At 54.8% G+C, this 14,704-nt stretch carries 12 protein-coding genes; 4 read left to right on the top strand and 8 right to left on the bottom strand.

What is annotated here, in order from left to right; genetic code table 11:
- The first annotated feature begins 39 nt into the window (after positions 1-39).
- On the top strand, positions 40-1,059 hold the full coding sequence (locus NST44_RS03205) for a Gfo/Idh/MocA family protein (RefSeq protein ID WP_007130651.1): 1,020 nt from the start codon (positions 40-42) through the stop codon (positions 1,057-1,059).
- Between the two features lie 109 nt (positions 1,060-1,168).
- On the opposite strand, the gene NST44_RS03200 is transcribed toward NST44_RS03205, so the two are convergent.
- From NST44_RS03200 to NST44_RS03170, 7 genes are all read right to left on the bottom strand, one after another.
- Positions 1,169-2,815, bottom strand: a complete 1,647-nt coding sequence (locus tag NST44_RS03200) for an MGH1-like glycoside hydrolase domain-containing protein (RefSeq protein ID WP_007130650.1) — start codon at positions 2,813-2,815, stop codon at positions 1,169-1,171.
- A gap of 83 nt (positions 2,816-2,898) precedes the next feature.
- Positions 2,899-4,215, bottom strand: coding sequence for an ABC transporter substrate-binding protein (locus tag NST44_RS03195; protein WP_007130649.1), 1,317 nt, complete (start codon positions 4,213-4,215; stop codon positions 2,899-2,901).
- A 72-nt stretch (positions 4,216-4,287) separates the two neighbouring features.
- The gene (locus tag NST44_RS03190; RefSeq protein WP_007130648.1) at positions 4,288-5,127 is read right to left on the bottom strand and encodes a carbohydrate ABC transporter permease; all 840 of its coding nucleotides are present in this window, start codon (positions 5,125-5,127) and stop codon (positions 4,288-4,290) included.
- A gap of 4 nt (positions 5,128-5,131) precedes the next feature.
- Positions 5,132-6,046: a carbohydrate ABC transporter permease gene (locus tag NST44_RS03185; protein WP_007130647.1), complete on the bottom strand. Its 915-nt coding sequence runs from the start codon at positions 6,044-6,046 to the stop codon at positions 5,132-5,134.
- Positions 6,047-6,193: 147 nt separating this feature from the next.
- Positions 6,194-7,777, bottom strand: a complete 1,584-nt coding sequence (locus NST44_RS03180; protein ID WP_007130646.1) for a helix-turn-helix domain-containing protein — start codon at positions 7,775-7,777, stop codon at positions 6,194-6,196.
- Positions 7,752-9,569 (bottom strand): cache domain-containing sensor histidine kinase, encoded by a 1,818-nt coding sequence (locus tag NST44_RS03175; protein ID WP_007130645.1) that lies wholly within the window; start codon positions 9,567-9,569, stop codon positions 7,752-7,754. Before NST44_RS03175 ends, NST44_RS03180 begins: the two co-directional genes overlap by 26 nt.
- 114 nt (positions 9,570-9,683) lie before the next feature.
- Entirely contained in the window at positions 9,684-10,973 is a 1,290-nt protein-coding gene (locus tag NST44_RS03170; protein WP_007130644.1) for a Gfo/Idh/MocA family oxidoreductase, read from the bottom strand.
- A 128-nt stretch (positions 10,974-11,101) separates the two neighbouring features.
- On the opposite strand from NST44_RS03170, the gene NST44_RS03165 reads away from it, so the two are divergent.
- From NST44_RS03165 to NST44_RS03155, 3 genes are all read left to right on the top strand, one after another.
- Complete coding sequence (locus NST44_RS03165; RefSeq protein ID WP_007130643.1) at positions 11,102-11,962, top strand: AraC family transcriptional regulator; 861 nt, start codon at positions 11,102-11,104, stop codon at positions 11,960-11,962.
- 237 nt (positions 11,963-12,199) lie between these two features.
- The gene (locus tag NST44_RS03160; RefSeq protein WP_007130642.1) at positions 12,200-13,330 is read left to right on the top strand and encodes a DUF4261 domain-containing protein; all 1,131 of its coding nucleotides are present in this window, start codon (positions 12,200-12,202) and stop codon (positions 13,328-13,330) included.
- Positions 13,331-13,627: 297 nt separating this feature from the next.
- Positions 13,628-14,173: a hypothetical protein gene (locus NST44_RS03155; RefSeq protein ID WP_138919333.1), complete on the top strand. Its 546-nt coding sequence runs from the start codon at positions 13,628-13,630 to the stop codon at positions 14,171-14,173.
- Positions 14,174-14,177: 4 nt separating this feature from the next.
- Here NST44_RS03155 and NST44_RS03150 read toward each other — a convergent pair whose 3' ends face one another.
- Complete coding sequence (locus NST44_RS03150) at positions 14,178-14,684, bottom strand: hypothetical protein (protein WP_007130640.1); 507 nt, start codon at positions 14,682-14,684, stop codon at positions 14,178-14,180.
- Positions 14,685-14,704 lie beyond the last annotated feature (20 nt).

Genomic DNA, 14,704 nt, shown 5'->3' with positions numbered 1-14,704 from the left:
TTAATTCGTACCTGAGAACGAGGAAAAGGAGAATTGTTCATGAGCAAAATTAGAGTAGCTGTATTCGGCTGCGGCGCGATCGCCCAGCGCAGACATATTCCTGAGTATGCCAACAATGAGAACGTGGAGCTGGTAGCCTTCGCCGATCCGGTGAAGGAGCGTGCCGAAGAAATGGCGGCCCAGTACGGCGGTACGGCGTACACGGACTACCAGGAGTTGCTGAAGAATGAAAAGCTGGATGCCGTAAGCGTATGTACACCAAACTACCTGCATGCGCCAATGACGATCGCGGCAGCTAATGCCGGCCTGCATGTGCTGGTCGAGAAGCCGATGGCTTCCAATGCCGAAGAAGGGGAGCAGATGATCGAGGCTGCCCGCAAGAACGGCGTTTATCTGATGGTCGGACACAACCAGCGCCTGATGCCTCCGCATGTGAAGGCGAAGGAAATTCTGGACTCCGGCAAGCTCGGTAAAGTGCTGACCTTCCGTACATCCTTCGGTCATGGCGGTCCGGAGGGATGGAGCTTGGACGGACGCGACAGCTGGTTCTTCCGCAAGGAGGAAGCGGTTATGGGCGCCATGGGCGACCTCGGCGTGCACAAATCCGACTTCATCCGTTACTTGCTGAACGATGAAATCGTGGAAGTTGCCGGCTTCATCGGCACAGTTCATAAAGAAGGCACCGACGTGGACGACAATGCGACTTGTATCGTGCGCATGAAGAGCGGGGCCGTAGGCACCTTGATGGCGAGCTGGACGCATTACCGGGCCGGCGACAACGGCACCGTGCTCTGGTGCGAGAAGGGTGCCATGAAGATCGGTACGGTTCATGGCGACGAAGTGATCGTCGAGCTGACCGACGGCACGGTTGAGACATATAAAGTCGGTGCGATGGCAACGAACGAGAAGCAGGTGCCGAGCGGCGTTATCGACGAGTTCGTGGAGTGCATCCTGACCAATACGCCTCCGCGGATTTCCGGCGAAGAAGGTCTCCGTTCGCTCAACGTAATTCTGGGCGCGTTCGAATCCCAGGCTACCGGCAAAATCGTGAAGCTGTAATAAGTTCATAAGAGAGGGGAGCCGTATCATACGGCTCCCCTAATTACATTTTAGAACGGATAAATTGGAGGTGATGCTTCCTTATCATTCGGTAGATAACCGGAAACTATCAGCGGTACGTCGGATAAATAATGCCGATATCCCGCTCGGTCGTCAGGATTCCATCCTGGTAGCGCTGCTGTTCATTACCCTTGATCTCGACGGCTATTGACCGGCCGTCGTAATGCAACATTCCCGTTACGGTTCGTACACTCATGCCTACAATCCCTTCCAGTTTTCCGGCGGTGTCGGTGATAAGCCGGATCCCGGACGGAGCCTGAATGTGAACCGCTCCGTCTCGGAGGATCGTCATGGTATCCGAACCATTCGTCAGCTCGAAACGCATGCCGTTCACTATCCGGGTATAAGCTGTACTGCCTGCGATTTCCTCTCCATGATCCATGGCTGCCGGCAGAAGGCCGGTGAACCATAGACGTTCTCCGTCTTTAGGCAGGATTCCGCATAGCCGCTCCACGTAATCCATTAGGCAGAGGATGGCGGGCGAGTAAGTCTCCGTAAAACCCTCCTGACCGGTCCACGGACTCAAAGCCTGCGGGAAGCGTTCGGCTCTGGCGAGGGCGGACAGGATCGGCTGCATGACCCAAGTCAGCTCGACATAACGGTGATGCGCTTCGAACGCATGCGGCGCGCGGATCAGGCTCAGGAAGTTGGATGGTCCGCCCCAGCTGTTATAAGTAGAGAACGGATCAAAACGTGGATCGTCCATGGCCAAGGAGGTGAAAGGGTACTTGGCAAAAAATTTGCTCGTATTAAGGAGATAACGCTCCAGCATGGTATCAAACAAGGACCGGTCGCCGACTTCGCAGGCCATGACCCGCAGCAGAACGTCGGACTGGACCCGTACGAAACGGCCGTTTCGGTCCAGGTCATAGAAGAACATATCCTCTTCGTCGTAGCAATAGCGGAAGAGACTGTCCAGGCTGGCCACGGCCTTCGCCCTCCAGCCTTCTCCGGATTGCCCGAGCTCCTCGGCGATCCGGGACAAATACAGCCGCTGGCAGTAGATGTTGGCCGTTAAATCCGGTGCCAGGAAGGGGAGGATCGGCGAATCCGGGTGGAAGGCCGCCGCATCGCTCCCGTAAGGTGTATCGGGTACATGCCAGAACCTTGGTGATAAGTCATGACCGGTATCGAAGGTGCTGAAGGCTTCGACGCAGCCTGTGCCCCGGGTGTTGCGGTTAAGCGCAATCCACTCGTCGTACCGGGCCATGGCCTGATACATCATGTCCAGGAAGGACCGGTCCCGGCCATGCAGACGGTAATGATTCCAAATGCAGCGTGCAAGCGGAGTGACCAGCTGGATCTGGCGGAAGGCCGGCCCGTTCTCGGTCAGCTTGTATGGAATTAAGCCGTCGTCCCGCTGGAAGTCGGCAAAGGCCAAATAAGTCGACTCGGCCACAGAGGGAAGAAAGCGGGACAACAGCTCGGCATTGATTGTCCCCGTGCTTTCCAGCCAGCACCCGAGATAGATGCCGCCCTCCTGGAGAATGGGATTGCGGCCCCTTATGGGGACGATGCAGCAAAGAAGCTTCTGCAGCGCGGCATAGTAAGCATCTTCCAGATTACCGCCGGAAGCGGCGAACCGGACGCCCGATTCCTGCCACTCGGCTAAGAGCAGCGGATCCTCCTGCTTGACCGGCCGCACCCGATCCTCAATCGACATCCGGCGCAGCTTCTCCATTGCATTTTCGTTCATGCTCTAAAGCCACCTCCTTTTCCCCGAGCTCCTCGCGAAGCTTCCAGCGCGGTGCTCGGCGTCACATGACGGTAGAAGTTAGGTTATTGATTGGATTCGAAAATGCGGACCGTGCCGTTATAAAAGTCTGCCACAGCCTGTTTGACGTCTTTACGCCCGAAGCCGATCTCCTGGGTTGTCGTCTGGGCCAGCTTGGAGAATTCCGCGAACCCCGGCGGGTTATAGCTGACGTCGAACGGCTCTTTTTTGGTCGCCTCGGATACCAGGCTCGTATAAGCGTAGACGATCTCCTCGACGGGTCCGGCTTCCTTCTGCAGCAGCTCCCGGTTCGCCTCCGTGACGGGCACCCCGCGGTCATTGCCGAGGATTTTGGCGGCTTCCGGATCATTAATCCAGAAATCCATTAATAAGGCGACTTCTTTCGGATGCTTCGTATTGGCATAACCGGACAATCCTTGGCTCGATTCGAACACGACGCCGGTTCCCTTAGGACCTCGCGGGACCGGATACAGCACGAGCGGGTCTTCCGTTAGGCTCTGAAAAGCGGCCAGCTGATTCGAAGGAAGGAGGCTCATAGCCGCCTTGCCGGTAATTAACAGCGATTTGCTCGTGTCGTCATGCGGATTGGAGACTTGGAGCTCCGGCGTCACCACGCCGCCGGCTTTCGATGCCCTCTCCCAATATTCAAACCATCCCAGAATATCCTCTTGGGCAAAGCCGAGCGTACCGTTCTCCATGTCGTACAGCTGCTTTCCGCGCTGCTTCAAGTAGATGTCCATACCGTCCACGGTGAAGTTATACGTTCCGTATACGCCATTCCCAAGCTTCTCGGACAGCTCCCGGCTGACTGCAGCGTACTCTTCCCAGTCCCAATCCTGGTTAGGCATTGGCATTCCTGCCTTTTCGAACAACGCCTTGTTGATGACAATTCCTCTTGCATTCGCACCGGCGGATATATGCTGCAGCTTGCCGTCGATGCGCCCGTATTCCACCATTGCCGGATCCATGCCATCCAATTTCAGCTCGTTGCCGACGTAAGGATCGAGGTTCAACAGGACGTCCTTCTTGGCATAGTCGACGACGTTCCCGCCCAGGAAGAAGATGTCGGGAGCGGTGCCGGAGGCAAGCTGCGTGTTCAGCTTGTCGAAGTATCCCGACGAGGGCGAGAACTCGCCTACGATTTTGATGTTTGGATGTTTTTCCATAAATATCTTAAGAGCTTCGTTCGTAATATCCGCGCGTTTCTGGTCTCCCCACCACATCATCCGCAGCTCGATTTGGCCTTCGGCTTCGCCCGCTGAACCAGTGCTTCCGCTCTTACCCGTATGATCCGTTCCGGAGCAGGCTGTGATGAACAAGAGAAGAGAAGCCAACATGCCAACCATGATTCGCTTTAACATCGTTATTCCTCCCAAAAATTCGTGATTCGTGCTATACAAGCCATCAATTACGATGCTTTTCTGCAGGGAACTTTACTTCAAGCCTGTCGTGGCGATGCCCTCGAGAAAATACCGCTGAAATAACAGAAAGATGATCGTCACGGGCAGCAGCGACAGCGTGGACATGGCCAGCAAGGCGCCCCAATCGGATTGTCCGGAAGGGTCGAATAAGGATCGAATGCCGAGCTGAACCGTGAATAGGTCGATTTTGCTTAAATAAATCATCTGACTGAAGAAGTCGTCCCAGCTCCAGATGAAGGTGAAGATCGAGGTGGTGATCAGGGCGGGTACGAGAAGCGGAACCACGATTCGGAAAAAGATCTGCGCCTGACCACACCCGTCGATCGTTGCGCTCTCGTCCAACTCGCGCGGAATACCGCGTATGAACTGCACCATCAGCAGGATGAAGAACGAGTCATGGGCAAGCCATTTCGGGAGAATCAGCGGAAAGTACGTATTGATCCAATGCAGCTCATTATACATAATGTACTGGGGCACCAGCGTCACGTGGTACGGAAGCATGATGGTCACGAGCATGATGCTGAACCACAGGCCCTTGAGCCGGAACTTCAACCGTGAGAATGCATAGGCTGCAAGCGAGCAGGACACGACGTTTCCGATGACGCTGAGGATTGAGATGACCAGCGAGTTGCTGAAGAACCGGCCGAAGGACACGCCCTGCAGGCCTTTCCACCCGTTTACGTAATGATCCAGAGTAAACACCTCGGGAATGAGGCCGGAACTGTTGAATATTAGATGGTTCGGTTTGAACGAGCTCAAGACGAGCCATAAGACCGGGTATAGCATGGCGATGCCCAGCAGAATGATAACCGCATGCCTTCCAGCTTGAATAAGGCGGCGCTCCAATGGCATATCGTTACCTCCCTTCCTGGTTGTCGCCATAGAAAACCCAGAACTTCGATGTCAGAAAGACGACTGCCGTAAAGATGCCGATAATCCCCAGCATGATCCATGCCAGCGCCGACGCATATCCCATATCGAAGTACGAGAACCCTTTGAGATAGAGGTACAGAGTGTAGAACATGGTGGCGTCCAGCGGTCCTCCACGCCCGTCGCCGATGACATAAGCCGGCGTGAAGGCTTGAAAGGAATTGATCATGCTCATGATCAGGTTGAAAAAGATGACGGGTGACAGCATCGGCAGCGTAATACTGAAAAATTGCCGCAGTTTCCCGGCACCATCGACCCCCGAAGCTTCATAGAGGTCTGCCGGGATCTGTTTGAGGCCGGCAAGGAAGATGACCATCGCCGATCCGAACTGCCAGATGGACAAGGTCACGATCGTATAGATCACATAATCTGGATGCGCGATCCAGGAAGGTCCGGTAATTCCGAACCAGCTTAAGAACTGGTTGACAAGTCCGCTGCCATCAAAGATCTGGCGCCATACGATCGCAATGGCCACGCTCCCCCCTAACAGCGAAGGAATGTAATACACGGTTCTATAGATGCCGAGACCGCGGATGCCCTTGTTCAGCGCCATGGCGACCAAGAGTGCGAAGGCGAGCCGGAGCGGCACGGATAAGAAGACGTAATAGAACGTCAGCCATAGCGATCGCCGGAAGGTATCATCTTCGCTAAAAATTTGGACATAGTTGCTCAGTCCGGTCCATGTTGCCGATGACAACAGGTTGAATTTGGTCATGGATAAGTACAATGAAGCAATCATCGGCCCGAGCGTCAGACAGAAAAAACCGATGAGCCAAGGAAGCAAAAAGAGGTATGCCGTTTTGTTCTGCTGTCCATACAAGGGTTTGGACGAATTTCTCATCATGAGCCTCCCTTCGGGTATGATGCAGTGGTAGCCTGACCGGTAGTTCGATCAGCGCATTGTGACCGCTTACAAATGGCGCGGTGCACGATCCGTTGCATTCATCATAACGGGGGAGTCCGGAAGGCGGAATCTCATTTCTTCGGATCATGATTGTTGTTTTTTTCGGGTGGCTGCCAAGCGGAAGTCCGACGGGCTCATGTGAAACATCTTTTTGAATTTGGAACTGAAGTAGCCGGGGGAGGAGAATCCGACCAGCTCCGCGATGTCCCAAACGGTGAGTCCCGTCTCCGTCAGAAGGCGAACCGCTTGCCTCATGCGCATCTCCGTGACGTACTGAATGAAGGTGACACCTGCCGCTTCCTTGAACATCTCCGAAAAATACGTAGGATGGTAGTTGTATTGCTCGGCCAGATTTGTCAGTGTAAGGTCCTGCATGTAATGTTCCTCAATATACCGCTTGGCCGATTCGATCACCGTCTGCTCGGCGTGTGTTTCCCGTTCTCCGAAGGCATACTGCTGCGCCCACTCCATCAGCAGACGCTCGGCTTGCTCGGGCGACTCCATCAGCAGGACCCAATCCGGGGAGAGACCGATCGGCTCGCGTTCGGGAAGATCCCGCGGTACGTCGGCCAAGATTGATTCCATGAGAAGCGAAATTTGAAAAATGCAGCGGTAGAACCGGGGAGAGGAAATAGCAAAAGCGTCCCGGAGTTCCTTCCGAATGATGTCCCCGAAGGCATCCATTTGTCCGCGAACGAGACAGCGATGCAGTGTCCTGCTCGTTTCCTCAGGCAATAACGGGCTGTGATCCGTTACCGGGGCAGGGGTAGGTCCGCCCTGACGCCAAGCCATGTTCCAAGCGAGGAGGGAATGGAGATAGCCCTCCTTCCAACGCGCCAAGCCCGTTACGGGCCGGCCTATTCCGATGAGAACGTCAACGTCCAGTAGCGCATCGGCTTGTTCCGTCAGCCTGCGGGCGAACTCCTGTTGAAGTCCCCTTGCGATAACGCAATGCACCGTAGCCGCGTTGGCATGATCACGGAACATCTGGATATTCTCCGAATGAAGCTGTGCCAGTTCATGGCAGAGCATATGAAACGGAAGGCGGAGCTGTTCCAGATCCCGGCCGCCAGCCTCCATCCGTGAACGCGTTGATCTGATGCCCGCCGTGATGAAGCAGACTTCGGATTCCTGCCAAGCATCCAGATGAAACAAGCGGAGGCGTTCCGATAACGAGGAGGGGGGAATCCGGTCTCCCCTCACCAAGTCCATTAGGAATCGCCCTTTCATTTCCTGATAGTATTGGGATAGTCGCCACTGCATCATCTCCGACTCATCCCGCACTTTCCGCTCCTTATCGAGGCTGGCCTTGATGCGCTCCAGTGCCGACTTCAGATCGTCCCGTGTTACGGGCTTAAGCAAATAGTCTGCGGCTTGGCTGCGGACGCCCGCTCTTGCGTATTGAAAATCCTCGTAGCCGGTAATGATCATGATCCGAATGTCGGGAATATAGCTCCGGCACACGTCAAGCAGCTTCACCCCGTCCATAACGGGCATGCTCATATCGGTAATCAGCAGGTCATAATGGCCGGCTTTCAGCAGGGACTCCGCTTCCAAGCCGTTGGCCGCTTCGCCGGTGATCTGAAACCCGGAGGCTTGCCAGTCGACTTTGAGCTTTAGCCCTTCGCGTACCTCAATTTCATCATCCGCAATCAATACGTTGTACATAACGTTCCTCCTGTGCCGGTAATATCAGCTCGATGCAAGTGCCGGTTCCTTCTTCGGCATGGATGTTAACCGTGAACAATGAACCATAGTGCAGGTGGCAGCGGGCGATGACGTTCCCTAGTCCGATATGCCAGCTCCGGCTGTCCAGAATCGGGTCCAGCTGCGGGGTGGCATCCTGATCTCGCAGCTTCCGCAAGATGCCTTTCGGCATGCCGGGTCCGTTATCGGAAATGCGCAGGCGGAGCCGGTCGGCCTCCCGGGTAACCCGGATTTCCACGATGGCGATGGGCTGGTGCCGGAAGCTGTACTTGACCGCATTCTCGATGAGCGGCTGAAGGATAAACTTAATGACCATCAGTGCTTCCAGTCGTCCTTCCTCGGCGATATCGATGCGAAGCTTATCGCCGAAGCGGGTTTGAAGAATGGAAATATAGTGCCGGACATAACCCAATTCTTCCGCTAGGGCAACCCGGTCATCGCTCGTGTTCATCGAAAAGCGCATCATTTTGCCGAGATCCTCGATGACCTGAACCGTATCGTCGGTTCGGCGCTGCATTGCGAGACTGCTGATGAGCTCAAGCGTGTTAAACATGAAATGCGGATTGATCTGCATAAGCAATGCTTTGTATTCCGCCTGCTGGCGAAGCAGCTTGAGCTCGAATTCGTTCTGGATATGCTGCCGGAGACGGCTGATCATATAACGGAAGGTGGAGATAACGTAGCTGACTTCGCTTTTTACGTTTTTATCAGGAGGCAACATCGTCTCGGCCTGATCGAAAGCGCCGCGCTGCACCTGCCTCATCGCCAGCACGAGACGGGTAAGGGGCTTGGTTACGCCATAGGAGAGCCAGGCCGCCGCGAACAGCGAGACGAGGACTAGGATGGCCGTGACGGCTATGATCGTGCTCTGAAGTCTATGAAGCGAGGCATACAGCTCTTGCTCCGGCGCCAATCCGGCGAGCATCCATCCGGTTCGCCCGAGCTTCTTGTAGACCAGGATGTCGCGCTTTCCTTCGGCGTTGTCCAGATAAACAACCCCTGATTTCATCGGCCCGCTCCGGATGCGGTCTATTTCGTGCGCGGCCTCGGCGCCGAGCTCATGCGCTTGTTGGGAAAGAATCGGCCCGCCCTTTTCATTCAAAAGGAAGATCGTACTGTTCTTGGCCAAGTGAATCCTGTTCAGCGGCTCCAGAAAATAGGATTCGCTCACATTTACCTTCATGACCGTTTGAGCCGCTTGATGGTGGAATGTGCCGATCGGCATCAACAGGCTGATGACCGGATTTCCATGGTCCCGAACTCGTTCGTGAGCATCGATGTGGGCAGGAAGCCAGCGCTCTCCCAAGTCGAAGAAGCTGCGATACCACCTCTCCTGCAGGAATGCCGGTTCGAAGGCGACTTGATTCTCACCACCGACTCGCAGGCCGTCCTCGCGGTATACCGAAATATCGGAAATGCTGGTATAGCTGTTGGTTGCCTGAGTAAGGAAGCGGCTCATTGCCAGATTGGCCAGCATCTTCTCGCCTTCGGTCATCGATTTGTCATTCAAGGCGCTGTCCCAGTTCTTGGTCGTGTCGCTGTTGAACACAAGCGAAGCGGCATCGTAAATCTGCATCTGCACCATATCGACATACGAGCCATACTCCTCCATCTTTTCCAAGGCGGAGGACTCGATATAAGAACGGATGACGGTGCGGGCCTCGCTGAAGAGCAGAAAGGACAGCGTGCCGAACGAGAGTACGAAGAGCACCACGATCAATCCGATGAGTCGGCTTTTTAGTGAGAAAAACATGAAACCCCTCCTTGTGTTTGCCACTTGTTTGTTGTTCAAGCAGCAAAAAAGGCTGCGTGAAGCACGCAGCCTTATGGATGTGTGTATGCCGGCGGGAAGCCGTCCTATGCGCTCCTAGAAGCGGACCAGGCTATGAATATGAACCGGCATACCGGTTGCGATGGCGCGGTTGGCTGCAATTCCCGTGAGGATCGATCGGGCCCCATCGATATGATTGGCCGCGCGGTGGAATGGATCCTCCGCGGCCTCTCCGAACAGATCGTTCAGCAGAACCGGATCGCCGCCGCCGTGGCCGCCTGCCTTTTCTTCAACCTCAACTTCATACGGAGCCCCGAACATCGGAAGTACGCGGAGGCTTTTTCCTTTCAACGCGCCTTCCAGCTTCTTATCTCCTCCCGAGTTGACGTAGGACTGCTCGATGACCGACATCTCGATCCGGCCCTTGGTCCCGTTGATGGCAAGGCGGTATCCCTCCCATGGCTGGTAGGCGACCAAGGAATAGGTCAGGATGGCTTTGTTGCGGTAACGGACGAGGACGCCCATCGTATCCTCGATATTAATGCCGTCCCCGAACACGCTCTGATCCCGCTGGTAGCCGTCCTCTTGCTCCGCATCCAAATACATCGCCTTCAGATGGTCATTGGAATCCAAATGGAGCGCGAAGGGATCGTCCTTGGCGACCGGATTTCCGGTCGCCCGGTTGTAGAACTGCGTTACTCCGCGGGCTTCCGCATTTTCCCTTCCATAAAACATGAGATCGCCAAAAGCAAACACGGTTTCCGGCTGAGACCCGATCCAGAAATTGACCAGATCAAAATGATGGGTGGATTTATGAACGAGAAGCCCGCCGCTATTGCGCTTATCCCGATGCCAGCGGCGGAAGTAGTCTGCGCCGTGGCGCGTATTGAGCAGCCACTCGAAATGGACCGACGTCACTTGTCCGATGGTGTCGTTCATGATCAACTCCCGCACCTTGGTATGATGGGGCGCATAGCGATAGTTGAAGGTGACCCGGATGTTTCGGCCCGTCCTTTTGGCGGCATCCAGAATGGCTTGGCATTTCTCTTCGTCGACGGTCATCGGCTTCTCCGTTACGACGTCGCAGCCGAGCTCCATGGCGCGGATAATGTACTTGTGATGCGTCCTGTCAATGCTTGTCACGATGACGTAGTCCGGCTTCTCCGTTTCGATCATCCGGTCGAATTGATCGGCGCCGTAGGTTGGCACCTCGGGGTGGTTATATTTCTCGCGAAGCAGCCGGTTGGCATAGTTCATGCGGGTATGGTTGATATCGCAAAAGGCCGCAAGCTCGGATTGATCGCGGAAATGCTCCGCCAGCGCACCGTAGAAAAATTCGGCCCGGCCCCCGGTTCCGACCAGGACATAGCGTTTTTTGCTGCTCATCTTAAATCGCCTCCTTGAATATAGCTCAAGCCTATAACAAGGGAACACTTCTTTCTCCGCATTTTATGCGTAATCGCTTTCAAACACCGCATATTTTGCTATAATTCAGAACAAGAGGGGGCGAGCGCATGGTGAGACCGTTCAAAGCGGAGTACCGCGATCCGGGCGGATACCTGGATATTGAATATGATCGCCGGATCGGGTATTTCTCGATGGCGACCGATCATCTTCATGACCATTATGAGCTGTATTATCTCTTGTCCGGGGAGCGTATTTACTTTATTAAGGACCGCTCGTACAGAGTGATGGCGGGGGACCTCGTATTCGTCGACCGGAATGCGGTGCATAAGACGCTGGACAGCGGCCGGCCCGACCACGACCGGGTCGTCCTGTATATAAGCCCAGGCTTATTCGGCGATTTATCGGTTTCGTCCGAGCTCGAGGAGAGCTTGCTGGAGCCCTTCCGCTGGGAGGTTCCTTTGCTGCGGCTTCCAACCGCCGAAGGAGAAGCGATCCGGCGCATCGTGGACGAGATGGTGGGCGAGATGGTCCGCCCTCAAGCGGGGAGCGGCCAGCTGCTGCGACATCGCGCTTTGGAGCTGCTGCTCCAAGCTTACCGGGGCCGGCATCTGGGCCAGGTCCGCCCGGCGGACACCGAGCCGGCTCTTCATCCGAAAGCCCAGGCGATCGTGCAGTATTTGAACCGGCACTACCAAAGCCCCGTCACCTTGACCGGTGTCGCCGAAGACTTCCGGATCAGCCCGTATTACCTCAGCCGGTTGTTTAAACAGATGACAGGCTTTACCTTCAGCGATTACGTGAATCTGCTGCGGATCAAAGAAGCACAGCGTCTGCTGCGCGAATCCGGCGATTCCGTAACGGATGTCGCCTTGCATGCCGGATTCGGCAATTTCTCGCATTTCGGGAAAGTGTTCAAGCGGACCGTCGGCATGTCGCCAAGGGAATATCGCCGGCAGTACAGGCCGTAGGGATGAGGGGACCGAGAGCTTGATTGGTTTGCTTGCATAAGAGGGAGCTGGGGGAGGGGAATGGTGAGTGCGTTTTGACATAATCGCATGTGTTGAGGATACATGTCGCCGCAGCGACCGCCCCAGAGCCTCCGGGAGTGTGGATTGGCTGGCCATCTGCCGTTCTGTTGCTGAACCTGCTGGGGGCTGGTAGAATATAACAGGTGCAATCCTAGATGAAATTAAGGAGAGGAATACATGACAGCTCAACAGCAAGCGGCCACGGATTCAATGATCGAATGGCTGGCCCATGAACAGGAGCTCGGCCACAAGCCCAGCAGAATCGAAATAGCCGGAGAATTTGATCTCCACGATATGCATTACTACATATTTAAATATAAGAAGTCCATGCTCGGGAAATGGTTACTTGGCGTCTGCGGCGGCTATGAAAGCTCCTCTGATACTGACCACTGCGGACATGTATTTAGCGAGATGCAGCCCTACAACCCCGCAACAGCAGAGCAGGAGGCCATAGCTATGGTCGAAATGATCCGGGAGTATTGGATGAAGCAGGCGGCAGCCTATGAACAAGAAACCGCAGAGGACAGCAAGGCCGAGCCAGATGAATCATCCGGATCCGGCATCTTTAACGGGTTTGTTCTGCTGAACTCCCCGGAATGTGATCTGGAACAGATCAAGGCCAATCTCCGGCATGACTGGAATATCACCTGGTCCCCCGAGGAGGAAGATGGTGCCTCCAGTAAGGAGAAGGACGGCATTCTGGTTTTTGAGGCAGAGGGCTGTATGGCTGCGGTCAGCTTCGTTGAGGCTCCGGTTCCGGATGGAGAGGCTGAGCATTACGCGCAAGGAAACTATTTGTGGCCCGAGGCGGCTGCGGTTACCCAGACCCATGTTGCGCAGCTGATCGTGGCGGTATTTACACGCACAGGTTCTCCGCTGGACAGCGGAAAAATGTATGCGAAAGTGGCGGCAAGCTGTTTGAAGCTGCCGAATGCGGTGGGGCTTTATTCATCCGGAACGGTATTTCAGCCCGAGATTTTTGTCGATATGGCAGAGCTGATGAAGGAGGAAGATCTATTTCCTCTGTTAAATCTGGTTCACTTCGGTTTGGTCGGAACGGAATCGGGAGTGAGCGGATATACCTATGGGCTGAGAGCTTTAGGCAAGGACGAAATTGAGGTGCTGGACAGCCAGGTAACCCCGGCTGAGCTCCGTGAATTCTTGATGGATATTTCATTGTATGTTGTTGAGCAGGACGTCACGTTAAGGGCTGGGGAAACCATCGGATTTTCGGCTGAGCATAAGCTGCCGATTACCCGCTCCGAGGGCGTGTATGTTCATGGGGACACGCTTAAAATTCAGTACTAATCCAAGGCTGTTGGCCATGGTTCTTCGCTTGCCGTGAAGATCCGCAGCCATGCCGGGTTGCAACAAAGAGCCTTTACCGTTAGCGCGGTGAAGGCTCTTTGTTTATAAGTAACATTGCTGCCAAAACACGTGAATATCAACTTAACAAAGCACAGCTGGTCACATAAATAGGAGGGGATTTTTTTTGGTTATAACCTGAAACCTTGCCTTTCGTTCCGGAGTCTATAAGATATAGCCTAAAAAAATGTAGAAGACCTTAATGAACGGGATCGCAAAGAGCAAAAGGGGTGCATGATTTTGAAAGCGTTGAAGATGCTTACCCTTCTATGGGTTGCCCTATTCGCATTGGCAGGATGCTTCCAGGCGGAATCGAGGGGGCCTGTTACGAAGCAGGAAACCGAAGGGCGGGCTCAGGCTGATAACCCGATGGACTCATCCGCCGCGGGGGAGGCCACTGAGGTACGGTTTACGCTTGAGGATGTGGAAGAAGCATTGAAGGGGCAAGGGATCGACCTCCGCTCCAAGCACATCAGCCCGGACTGGGTGCTAAGTGGCGTGCAAGCCATGATGTATGCACTGGATGAGAACCAGCCGGAAGGCTCAGGCATCGAGGAGCGAATTTCGGTGTACATTTTTGATACGGAAGAAGAACGCATCCAAGGCCAGGCTGATTTCCATAAGCAGAAGGATGTGTATAATATGCAGGTCCCGAATGAACATGAGCTTGCGAACGTCCTGATTTTATACTGGCACCGGGAAAGCTTGGACGAGGCAGCCAATGCGAAATGGGAACAGGACATTAAGACCGCCCTGCCCTCAGCCTTTCTGTCAGTTGTCCACTAACACGCTATTCTTGAAAAAAACGCCCCATCGAGATATTCCTCTTGAAGGTCAGCCCCAGGTATCGATATTTCAGCTCGACTGCCCGGATCGGCTCATCGTGGAGTAGGCGTATCCCATAATTCAGCGGGATGCGGGGGCTTTGGTTCAGCGCGGCCTGCTTGTCTTCCGGGGAGAGGTCCGGATGGAGGGGCATGTCCCCGAGCCCGACAAACGCGATATCGGGATTGCCCTCCAGGTTGGAGCCGCCGACAAGGTGCAGCGAGTAGCTCACGCCAAGCTCTGCCTTAACCGGCCGGTGTCCGCCGTTGACGAGCACGTCCAGCAGCTGCACGTCCGCAATCCCTTCGTTCACCGCCTCGAAGATGATCGTATGCTCGTTGTCGACCGTCGTAAAGAAATCCGTCTTAATCGGTGTGGGGCGGAGATACAGCAGATAGAGCAAGGCGGCTGCGAGGAGCAGCCCCGCCGCAAGAAAGAGGGTCCGCCGTGTTCGCTTCGTGGTTGATTTCATTTTGAAATAGGTCCTGCTTT

Source organism: Paenibacillus sp. FSL W8-0919, from assembly GCF_038003785.1.
In the GTDB taxonomy this organism is placed as follows: Bacteria; Bacillota; Bacilli; order Paenibacillales; family Paenibacillaceae; genus Paenibacillus_AQ; species Paenibacillus_AQ lactis.
The sequence above is the reverse complement of the archived record's forward strand: the minus strand, read 5'-3'. Positions and strand labels throughout refer to the sequence as shown.